This window comes from Methanomicrobium sp., assembly GCF_055145805.1.
The window spans coordinates 17,944-28,805 of sequence record NZ_JBSREC010000095.1 but is presented as its reverse complement, the minus strand read 5'-3'; the positions used below and the strand labels follow the sequence as shown (position 1 = coordinate 28,805).

Genomic DNA, 10,862 nt, shown 5'->3' with positions numbered 1-10,862 from the left:
AGCGTTCTTGCAATAGTCGATGCAGGTGAATCTGACATTCTTACCTTGAAGAGGGCTTAATCGTATGGGAGAGATTGTCTTAAATGAGCAGAGTCTTCAGTTGATGAAGCAGTTTGAAGATATTACCGGAGCAGGTAGTCGTGACTGTATTATTGATGAAAGAAATGATCGTCTTATCTTTGTAATTAATCCCGGTGATATGGGACGTGCTATTGGTAAACAGGGTTCAAGCATAAAGAAGGCATCAGAAGATCTCGGGAAAAAGATAGAGGTTGTTGAGTTTTCCAGTGATGCAGAACAGTTTATAAAAAATTGTTTCCTCCCGGCACGTGTTATCTCAATTGAGATTGAAGAAAATGATGAGGGTGAATATATTGCAAATGTCGATATTGAAGAAGAGGACAGGGGTATTGCAATAGGAAAAGGTGGTAAAAACATCTTTAAGGCAAATAAACTGGCAGAACGTCAGCATGATATTGTAAATGTTCAGATAATTACAGAAGAAAACCTGTAATTTTTTTTATTCAAATCAGTAATTTAAGATAAAACTTAAAGCTAATCTGCTTTAGGTAAAGTGCTTTCATAATCATTCTAATGCTGTTTTAAGTATCTTTGTTGGTATTAATTTTTAATTTAAATTGTATTATTCAATCAAAAAAGAATCTCTTAATTCGCGCTTTTAATATATAGATTATATTGGCTGGTGAGTGTAATTCTTATGTTTAACAGGTAATTTTTTAATAACTGTTGGCACAGGGTTCTTTAAATTCCAATAATTCTGCTTATTTTCTTGTAATTACAAAAGTATGCCAAATTGTAAATGATAAATAGTGTTAACAGTGAATATAAAATCAGAGGAAGAAATGTGGACATATTAATCTTTTTAATCCTCTTTCCGCTTATTGCTGCAATGTTTATGCTTTTGCTTCCAAATAGCGGAATTAGGGATGTGATTATAAAAATTGCCGCTCTGATCACGGCTGTTGCATCTGTATACCTTTTCATTCAAACATTTGGAAAAGGTATATCCTATGTAACTATTGGTTCTGAATCTCTCGGGGTTGTGATGCTCCTTACTGAATTTGCGGTATCTCTGTTTATTATTGGGATCAGTCTTAAATTCAAACAATATATTGTCACAGCTCTTGCAGTTATTCAGACTGCCATAATTGTTTATGCTGAAATTCTTTCACCTGTTGAGACAGTATTTTGCAATGAGTTTTTTGTTGATGAGTTTTCAGTGATAATGGCTCTGATAATAGGCATTATCGGAAGTCTAATCTGTGTTTATTCGGTTGGATATATGAAAGGCTATCATGAGAAGCACACTGATGTTAAGGATAACAGAAAACAGTTTTTTTTCCTGATGTTTTTGTTTTTATCGGCGATGTTTGGTGTAGTATTTTCAAACCATATCGTATGGCTTTTCTTATTCTGGGAGATAACAACACTCTGTTCATTCCTGTTAATTGGATATGCAAGGGATGAACCCGCATGGAAAAATGCATTTTGGGCTCTTTTATTAAATCTTGTGGGCGGAGTTGGTTTTGCAGGAGCAATTCTTTTTATCATTCTATATTCAGGAAACGGCGATTACATATACCTAAATAATCTCATAGCTGCCGGACCTGTGGTTGCAATGATTCCTGCGGCGATGATAGCATTTGCCGGACTTACAAAATCCGCTCAGATGCCATTCTCATCCTGGCTTGTCGGTGCAATGATTGCGCCTACTCCTGTATCAGCACTTCTGCATTCCAGTACAATGGTTAAGGCTGGTGTTTATGTGATTGTGAGGTTTGCACCTATATTTGAATTAAGTCTTATTGGTGTTCTGATATCACTTGTAGGTGGAGTTACTTTCCTTTTGGCATCTGCAATTGCAATTGGTCAGAGCAATGCAAAGAAGGTGCTTGCATACTCAACGATTGCAAACTTGGGTCTTGTAGTTGCCTGTGCAGGAATTGGAACACAGGAGGCTGTATGGGCTGCTATACTTTTGATAATATTCCATGCTGTAGCAAAGTCTCTGTTATTCCTTGCAGTTGGTTCTGTGGAGCACAAAAAGCATTCCAGAGATATAGAGGATATGTCCGGTCTTATAGCAACTATGCCAAAGGTTGCGACAATGATGCTTATAGGAATTGCAGGAATGTTTCTTGCACCATTTGGAATGCTTATTTCCAAGTGGGCAACAATACATGCTTTTGTAAATGCGCTTCCTCCTTTTGGAATGCTTCTTATTGCAATAATCGCTTATGGAAGTGGTATTACTGTCTTTTTCTGGGCAAAATGGATGGGTAAACTGATTGAAGTCAGGGGTAAGGATAAAGCTCTTAAAAAGGAGGCAACTGGTCAGGAGATGTTTACGCTCTACATTTTAACAGGACTTACCGTAATTGTCTGTCTTATCTTCCCGTTGATTTCGGGAAGCATGATTGAGCCTTATATAAATGGAGTATATGGAACCGTTTCTCATCTGCTCAGTCTTAACAATATGATTATCATGATTATGATGCTTGTTTTAATTGTGCTTCTTCCTTTGTCCCTTGTGCATTTCGGTAAGGGCAGAACAATAAAGGGGCAGTACATGGGAGCACGACCTGCAGTGGATGGTCTTAGTTTTGCCGGCAGTATGGGGATTACACAAAAGGTTGAACTTTCAAACTACTATATGGAAGAGTTCTTCGGAGAAGAAAAAATAAGTAAAATGGCTATAATTCTTACCGTTGGAATTCTTCTGGTACTGGCAGCAGTTATGATTCTGAATATTTCAGGACTGGTGATCTAATATGATTTTTGATATCTTCACAAATTATTCCTTTATTGGAGCAGTCCTGTTCGTAGTTTTAGCTCCGTTTGTAGGTGCCATAATAATGGGGCTTGACAGAAAGATTACTGCAAGAATGCAGGGAAGGGTTGGCCCGCCTGTATTACAGCCCCTTTATGATATATTCAAGCTGTTTGAAAAGGAGAATATGGTTGTCCATGAATCACAGAATTTCTGGATATTCAGCTACCTTATATTTATCATAGTAACTGGTGTTTTGTTCTTTTCAGGAAGTGATATTCTTCTTGTAATATTTGCGTTAACACTTGCGCATGTTTTCCTTGTGCTTGGTGCATATTCAACAGGCTCTCCTTATGCTCATATAGGTGCTGAAAGAGAACTTATTCAGTTAATGGCAGTCGAACCGATGATAATAATTGCTGCCATTGGTTTCTATGAGGTAACAAAATCGTTTGATACGGCAGGTATTGTGCAGAGCACAATTGCTCCTGTCATTCTCCTTCCCGGAATATTTATTGGAATGGTATATATTCTGACTATGAAGATTCGAAAGTCGCCTTTTGATCTGTCAACGTCACACCATGCCCATCAGGAGTTAGTTAAAGGTCTTACTACCGAATTTTCAGGTTCCACTCTTGGAATGAGTGAGATAGCACATTTATATGAGCTTGTATTTCTGCTGGGATTTTTGTTTCTGTTCTTTGGGATAGCAGCGCCTCTTATAGGAATTGTTGTACTTATCATTGTGTATTTCCTTGAACTTTTCATAGACAATGCAACTGCAAGGGTCAAATGGCAGTTTGCACTAAAAAGCTGCTGGATAGTAACACTTGTGTTTGGAGTTGTGAATCTGTTTGCACTATATCTGATATGAGGTGATTGAGATATGTCATATTTAACAAAATCCCCCTGGATAATACACTACGACGCGTCAAGCTGCAACGGCTGTGATATTGAGGTTCTTGCATGCCTGACACCGCTCTATGATGTTGAACGTTTTGGAATAATAAATACAGGAAATCCAAAACATGCTGATGTTTTTGTAGTTACAGGAGGTGTTAATGAACAGAATAAAGCTGTAATTAAAAATATTTATGATCAGATGCCAAAACCCAATGTAGTGGTCGGTGTTGGTATCTGTGCCTGTTCAGGAGGTGTATTCCGTGAATGTTATAATATCAGCGGAGGTGTTGGAGAGCTTATACCTGTGGATGTATACGTCCCCGGATGTGCAGCACGTCCTGAGTCAATAATTGACGGAATTGTAAAAGCCCTGGGTATCTTAGAGGCAAAACGTGAAGAACTCAAAAAAGGAGGTGTTAAGCAGTGACAATCGAAGAGCAGAAAAATACAGAAATAGAGACTGAAGAACTACTAAAGCATGTAAAGGATATGTGTGACGGTGGTTATCGTTTTGTCCAGATTGGCTGCGGCAAATTTGAGGATATATTTGAGATAAACTATTCCTTTGAAAAAGATTATGGTTTTGAAAATCTCCGGATAAAAATAACGGAAGGAACGCAGATACCAAGTATATCGGATATTTACTGGGGTGCCTTTATTTATGAAAATGAAATTCATGATCTTTTCGGAGTGAAAATTTCTGGAATTAATATTGATTATAAGGGCAATCTTATACAAACCAGCATAAAAACACCTTTTAATGTCCAAAAAGTGACCAAAGTAAAATCTGATAAAAAAATTCAGGCTGAAAAAAAACAGGAGGATAAATAATGTCCAGAAGAATTGTTGTTCCCTTTGGCCCCCAGCATCCTGTATTGCCCGAACCCATACATCTTGATCTTGTACTTGAGGATGAACATGTAATTGAGGCTATACCGTCAATTGGATATGTTCACAGAGGTCTTGAAAAACTTGTTGAAAAGAGGGATTTTAAAGATTTTGTTTACATTGCCGAGCGTATATGCGGTATATGCAGTTTTATTCACAGTGTCGGGTACTGTCAGGGTATTGAAAATATAATGAATACAGAGGTTCCTCCCAGAGCTCATTATTTAAGGACCATATGGTCGGAATACTCCAGGCTTCATAGTCATCTGATGTGGCTCGGGCTTTTTGCAGACTCAATGGGCTTTGAAAATCTCTTTATGAACGCATGGAGAATCCGGGAGAAAATTCTGGATGCTATGGAGGAGACAACAGGCGGTCGTGTTATCCAGGGTTCCTGTAAGGTAGGCGGAGTCAGAAGGGATATATCTGATTCCAAACTTAAGGAAATGGTTAAGGATCTGGATATTCTGTCTTCTGATATTGATGATCTCTGTCATGTTTTCTTCGATGATAATACAGTCATTCACAGAACAAAAGGAATAGGTGTTGTATCAAAAGAGGATGCATATTCACTTGGTGCGGTAGGTCCCACCGGAAGAGGCAGCGGTGTTGCAATTGATATGAGAGATACAGGTTATGCTGCATATGGTGATCTTGATTTTAGTCCGGTTGTTGAGACAGCAGGTGACTGTTATGCAAGGTGTAAAGTCAGGGCAAGAGAACTTACACAGTCTGTTGATCTAATAAAGCAGGCCGTTGACGCTATTCCTTCCGGAGATATAGATGTTAAAGTCAGAGGCAATCCTGAGGGTGAATACTTTTCAAGAGTTGAACAGCCACGCGGGGAATGCATTCACTATGTTAAAGCAAACGGAAAGAAGAATATTCAGCGTGATCGTGTAAGAACCCCTACAACTGCAAATATTCCTGCGCTTTTAAAGATGCTTGCCGGATGCGAGATGGCAGATGTGCCGGTTATTGTTCTTTCAATAGATCCGTGTATCGGATGTGCGGAGAGGTGAAAAAGATGAGTTTTTTTTCCATAACAAAAACTTTGTTAAAGGCACTTGTAAAAGGACCATCAACAATTCGCTACCCCTATGAACCTGCAAAGAGGTTTGAAGGCTCAAGAGGTCAGGTGCAGATAAAAATAGAGGATTGTATATTCTGTGGTCTTTGTAGTATGCATTGTCCTGCTGATGCTATATCGGTTGATAAACCTGAAAAGAGATGGGCAATTGACAGGTTCAGGTGTATATCATGTAATTCATGTGCTGAGGTATGTCCCAAAGACTGTCTTTTGTTGAACAACGTTTATCATGAGCCTGTGCTGGAAGGACCTTTAATTGAGAGTTTCACAGCACCTGCTGAAATTGAGTCTGATAATTAAAAAAAATATATTCATCCAAATTTTTCAACAAGACTCAGAACTTCTGCTGACCACTCGTTCATGCTTGTTCCTGATACAGGTGTTCCTTCAGGCATCATGTTTACCGGGACATACTCTGAGCCACCAAGTGTTTTTGCAATTTTTTCTCTTATGCATTTGTCCTGCATGTCACCATCACAGTAGATCATAACCTTTTCTTTCAGTGCTTTACTCTTTTCAAATTCCTGTTCGTATTTTTTGAGAAAAGGGCATTTGTCATAGTTAACACATTTTGGCATATTTTCCTTTTCTTAACTGAGATCCGATAAAACTTTCTCCTATAAATATTCAGGGAATAAAAAGATTAAAAAAAATTGCTACTATTATTATCCTTTTTATTAAGATCACCTTTAATATATTATCTGCAATTCAGGAAACAATATTGGTGTTGTTAAATTTTTAATTTGTGATACTGCTACTGGATATTTAAAAAACCAGATTTTAAAAAGAATTTAATTTCTCAAGTCTCTCAAGAATCTTTGATATGTATCCTCTTTTAATGAGGTCAGCTATATCTCCCGGAAAAAGTCTGTCAATTCTTACATGAACTGTAAGAATTTTTCTTATTGTCTCAACGTCCGCTGATTCTATCATTTCAGGATTGCCAAAATAATATTCTGCTTCTGAAGTCCAGTCCTGCCAGCGGGTGTTGATAAGCCAGTTGTTCTGGTAAAGGGATTTTGTAAATTCAATAATATCTTCACATGTTCCTGATTTTAAAATTTCGTCCTTATTTTTCTCTAAAATTGAATTTAGATCAATATTGTTTTTATATTTTAGTATGATCTCAAAATTCTCTTTTGTAGGGATCTCTCCTTCTCTGTTCATTGTTAACCTTAAACTTGTACTTTTATGATAAATATCCTTTATTAATATGAAATTGGTTTTGGATCCCTTTTGAGAATATATCCTGTAATATGATTAAAAGAAGCGGGATTGAAATCACTGAATAACAGATTTTTAGACTAATGAATTATTATCCTAAAAAAGAACATTATTAAGCGATTACAGACATATTACTTCTAATAAATATGATTCTGGAAGCCGGAATAATTTCTGATATTATGCTTGCTGTCGGGGGTATAATAGCTGGTCTTTTTTCCGGTCTGCTTGGGATAGGGGGCGGATCAATTCTTGTTCCAATTCAGTATAATCTTCTTACCGAATATTATTTTATTGATCCGGATATTGCGCTTAGGACTGCATTTGCAACAAGCCTTGCAATTACTCTTCCAACTGCGATATCCAGTGCTTATGGTCATCATAAAAAAGGTGTGATCATCTGGAGAATTGGATTAATTGCAGGAATCTGTGGTTTTTTTGGAGGTATTCTGGGTGGATTTATTGCATCCAGTATATCGTCTGTAATTCTTGCGCCTTTATTTGCATGTGTTATGTTTTTAATGGCAGGAATTATGCTTGTATCTAACTCCAATCAGGATATTGACAGATGCAATCTCAGAAATTTTCCTTATATTATATCAGGTTTTTTAGTAGGAACAATTTCAGGGATGATAGGTATAGGGGGAGGAATAATTCTTGCCCCTATTCTTATGCTTTTTTGCAGGATGCCTTCAAGAGTTGCATCAGCAACGACTTCGGTATTTGTTATTGCGGCATCTCTTGGAGGTTTGATCTCTTATATTATTCTGGGAAGTCATATCCTGGATCTGCCCTTTTTTACAATAGGTTATCTGAATCTTAACTGGTGGATAATTCTTGTAATTATTACTATCCCTGTGGCTCAGATTGGTGTATATCTGCTGCACAGATTTGATCCGTGGTTTATTAAGTATGTATTCATTCTGCTTCTGTTGTACCTCTCAGTAGATATGCTGGGTTTATGGTAATAAATTTAAATGAGATTTGGATTCTCTGGGTCTGAGTATTTTTCCGTTCTTTTTATCTCTTTCTCTGATAATATAGGATGACAGAATGTCAAGGATAGGTATCATTGGAACCGGTAGTATGGGAAGTATGCTTGCAAGGAAATTTATTGATACAGGGATTGTTATTCCTGAGAATGTTACTGCATATAATCGCACTCCGGAAAAACTTAAAAATCTTGTAAATAAAATTAAAATAAAAGAAGCAGAGAGCAACATTGATGTTGTAAACTGTTCTGAAATTATATTTGTCTGTGTCAGACCATATGAAGTAAAAGAAGTTCTGATGGATATCAGACCTTATCTGACAGAGGGAAAGGTAATAGTTTCGGTTGCCTCTGATGTTTCAATTAAAAATCTTTCAAACTGGTCTTTTGCAGATGTTATAAGGGTAATTCCAAGTATTACATCAGAATGCCTCAGAGGTGTTTCTGTCATATGTTTTGGTGATAATATCTCTGATTCGTTAAGAGATGAGATAATCCTGCTTTTTAGTTCAATAAGTAAACCCTTTGTTACCAGAGAAGAAAATATGCAGCTTCTTTCTGATATCACAAGCAGTTCTCCTGCAATTATAGCCTCAATAATGGAGGAGTATGCAATTGCGGCTGTACGTAAAGGGGGTGTCTCAGAAAAGGATGCGAAAGAGCTTGTCAGAGAAGCTTTCATTGGGACTGCAGGAATGTTTTCAGAGAAGGATACTGATTTTAAATCGCTGATATCAGATGTTTCAACAGAAGGCGGGATAACTGCAGAGGGAGTAAATATTGTGAGAAAACAGATGCCTCTGGTGTTTGACAATATTCTTATGGAAATGTCGCAAAAGCACACTTTTGTAGTTAACAGGGTTGATTCTGAGAATTGACTTTGATTGGCTGATTTTTTCACAAAAAAGATTCTTATTTTTTCATTAGATTTTATTAAAAATCAGGATCTTTCATTCAAATTTACTATTGTTTCTCTCAATTTTTCAGGAGAAGTAATTCTGCGGCTGTGTTTTTGGATCACATAAATATTGCATAATTCTTTTTATTATCTCCTGATTCTGAGGGAGTTTTATGTGGCAGTATTCATTGGCGTTCTGATAAAAATGTTCATCATTAACTGGAAACAGATCAAACCCGGCCCCGGGAAGATATGAGTCAGAGTAAGGGATTATGCCGTCGCCTTTAAAGGTTTGTGTCCATCCTTTGTCCTGTTGAAATTCCCAGGTCTTGCCATCAAAATACGGGAAAAAATGAGGAGATTCTGTTTTATTCTCCACAAGAATAAGTCTGTATAATATATCGCTTCTTATTCCTGCATCTTTTAGTTCTTTTATTGTTTTACTTCCCGGACGTATTTCCTGAACAATTTTGTCTATTTTTGGATCATATTTTTTAGGAACAAAAACACCGGCAAGACTGTTTATTATTTCATATCCATATTTTGGGTCATTAAAAAGTTCGGCCATTGAAGATCCTAAATTGGGAGGACCAAGAGCAATTATTTGTCTTACCTTAAGTTCCTTTAATTCACTGTCTAAGACCTCAAGCAGATATCTTACTATAGATGTACCCATTGAATGACAGATAATATCAAAATATCCGGAGTGTCCTGTTTCTTTCTGCATTTTTAAAATATATAGTTTCAGACTTTCTGCAATCTGACATGGTGCAGAATTTGTCATGTCTGAATGATTAAAACTCCGGAATGGTATCTTTTCTGATTCAAGTTCTGATGTAAGTTTATTCCAGATTTTTGGACTGCTCTTCCAGCCATGAACAAGAAAAACCGGAATTTTTTTAGATCTCACATTATATTGTTTGTGTTTTTTGGGAATTAAAATCTTCTTTTAATATTAAAAAAAGTAGTATTTTTTTATTCTTAATAATCTATAACTAGTCTTTTAAAACTTTATTTTTCATTATACCTCTTAATCTTAGTCCGTTAACTATAAGCATAATTCCTACAAGGGTAATTACGATTCCCAATATAAATGTGAATATTGTAACCAGAAATATGGGTGCAAAATATGTCCCTATTACAATCAAAAGAGAGAGAACTCCAATAATAAGGCGGCTTATAAATCCTTCAGGCACTGCCAAACGCCCCTTTTTAACACGCCTGAGAAGCAGAATTGCGCTTGCAAACATCCAGATTGCAAGGACTGCTGTAAGAATTAATCCCCATAATTCCAGTGGAAGATAATAAGCAATTATTCCTGATGCTATTACTACAAGACCTCTGGGAATGTCACCTTCAAAAAAGGGTTCCTTTTTTAGCTGACCAACCCCTCCTATCATAACAATTATTCCCAGGATTACTATTGATATCGGAATCAGAAAGTTGATAAGGCCCACAAATGCACCTAATGGATCTGTTATTACATCAAATCCGATAAGTGCAAGGAAAAGACCAATTATAACCTGAAGATGCCACTGCTTATCCTGTGTTTCAAGAATACTCTTTGTATCTGCACTTTCATTTCTTTTGATATCTGAAATAAGTGTGACAATGGTATCCCCAATCATAAGAAGGAGAGGTGCATCGTCCAAAAGATGCATAACCGGGTGTTTTTCCGGATCATATCTGTCAAGATGAACTTTCCATTCGGTTTCAGTTTCATGAACATGATACTGACCTTTACGAAAACTTGCGATAGTACCGGGAGATGGAACATTTATTCCTGATTTTTTCCATTCCGAATCCAAAGGGACAGTGACAGATTCTTTTGGAATTGTTACTTCCCAGACTCCTTCGCTTAAAGGCTTGAGAAAATTTTCAAGTTGTGGCAAATTGAGCTTCTCCTTAAATTGCAATATTTGTGTTACATTTGCATTATATATACTGTTTTAAAAAAGGTTTTATAAAAAGTTCATTTGCATAATTCCTGTGAATTATTCTGTTAAAGTAATAAACAATTCTCTGGAGAGAGAAAAAGATGATAATTAATAAGCATAATTTTTTATATGGCCTATGCAAT

At 36.6% G+C, this 10,862-nt stretch carries 13 protein-coding genes; 9 read left to right on the top strand and 4 right to left on the bottom strand.

The window, feature by feature from the left end:
- The first annotated feature begins 64 nt into the window (after window positions 1-64).
- The 7 genes from ACTB1O_RS08855 (at window position 65) to ACTB1O_RS08825 (ending at window position 5,972) form a co-directional block, all read left to right on the top strand.
- A complete protein-coding gene (locus ACTB1O_RS08855) occupies window positions 65-514 on the top strand; it encodes a NusA-like transcription termination signal-binding factor (RefSeq protein WP_462994773.1) in 450 nt (149 codons plus the stop codon).
- A 351-nt stretch (window positions 515-865) separates the two neighbouring features.
- On the top strand, window positions 866-2,791 hold the full coding sequence (locus ACTB1O_RS08850; RefSeq protein WP_462994772.1) for an NADH-quinone oxidoreductase subunit 5 family protein: 1,926 nt from the start codon (window positions 866-868) through the stop codon (window positions 2,789-2,791).
- Window position 2,792: 1 nt separating this feature from the next.
- On the top strand, window positions 2,793-3,665 hold the full coding sequence (locus ACTB1O_RS08845) for an NADH-quinone oxidoreductase subunit H (protein WP_462994771.1): 873 nt from the start codon (window positions 2,793-2,795) through the stop codon (window positions 3,663-3,665).
- Window positions 3,666-3,677: 12 nt separating this feature from the next.
- Window positions 3,678-4,121, top strand: a complete 444-nt coding sequence (locus ACTB1O_RS08840; protein WP_462994770.1) for an NADH-quinone oxidoreductase subunit B family protein — start codon at window positions 3,678-3,680, stop codon at window positions 4,119-4,121.
- The gene (locus ACTB1O_RS08835; protein ID WP_462994769.1) at window positions 4,118-4,525 is read left to right on the top strand and encodes an NADH-quinone oxidoreductase subunit C; all 408 of its coding nucleotides are present in this window, start codon (window positions 4,118-4,120) and stop codon (window positions 4,523-4,525) included. The genes ACTB1O_RS08840 and ACTB1O_RS08835 overlap by 4 nt, the downstream gene beginning before the upstream one ends.
- A complete protein-coding gene (locus tag ACTB1O_RS08830) occupies window positions 4,525-5,604 on the top strand; it encodes a hydrogenase large subunit (protein WP_462994768.1) in 1,080 nt (359 codons plus the stop codon). The genes ACTB1O_RS08835 and ACTB1O_RS08830 overlap by 1 nt, the downstream gene beginning before the upstream one ends.
- 5 nt (window positions 5,605-5,609) lie before the next feature.
- Window positions 5,610-5,972, top strand: coding sequence for a 4Fe-4S dicluster domain-containing protein (locus ACTB1O_RS08825; protein ID WP_462994767.1), 363 nt, complete (start codon window positions 5,610-5,612; stop codon window positions 5,970-5,972).
- 11 nt (window positions 5,973-5,983) lie between these two features.
- On the opposite strand, the gene ACTB1O_RS08820 is transcribed toward ACTB1O_RS08825, so the two are convergent.
- Both ACTB1O_RS08820 and ACTB1O_RS08815 read right to left on the bottom strand, forming a co-directional pair.
- Complete coding sequence (locus ACTB1O_RS08820) at window positions 5,984-6,250, bottom strand: hypothetical protein (RefSeq protein WP_462994766.1); 267 nt, start codon at window positions 6,248-6,250, stop codon at window positions 5,984-5,986.
- Window positions 6,251-6,452: 202 nt separating this feature from the next.
- Window positions 6,453-6,839, bottom strand: a complete 387-nt coding sequence (locus tag ACTB1O_RS08815; RefSeq protein ID WP_462994765.1) for a DUF6508 domain-containing protein — start codon at window positions 6,837-6,839, stop codon at window positions 6,453-6,455.
- Between the two features lie 203 nt (window positions 6,840-7,042).
- Between ACTB1O_RS08815 and ACTB1O_RS08810 the strand changes: the two genes are divergently transcribed.
- Window positions 7,043-7,861: a sulfite exporter TauE/SafE family protein gene (locus ACTB1O_RS08810; protein WP_462994764.1), complete on the top strand. Its 819-nt coding sequence runs from the start codon at window positions 7,043-7,045 to the stop codon at window positions 7,859-7,861.
- Between the two features lie 85 nt (window positions 7,862-7,946).
- Entirely contained in the window at window positions 7,947-8,762 is an 816-nt protein-coding gene (locus ACTB1O_RS08805) for a pyrroline-5-carboxylate reductase family protein (protein WP_462994763.1), read from the top strand.
- A gap of 105 nt (window positions 8,763-8,867) precedes the next feature.
- On the opposite strand, the gene ACTB1O_RS08800 is transcribed toward ACTB1O_RS08805, so the two are convergent.
- Entirely contained in the window at window positions 8,868-9,692 is an 825-nt protein-coding gene (locus tag ACTB1O_RS08800) for an esterase/lipase family protein (protein WP_462994762.1), read from the bottom strand.
- Window positions 9,693-9,777: 85 nt separating this feature from the next.
- Window positions 9,778-10,674, bottom strand: coding sequence for an HdeD family acid-resistance protein (locus ACTB1O_RS08795; RefSeq protein ID WP_462994761.1), 897 nt, complete (start codon window positions 10,672-10,674; stop codon window positions 9,778-9,780).
- Between the last annotated feature and the right edge of the window lie 188 nt (window positions 10,675-10,862).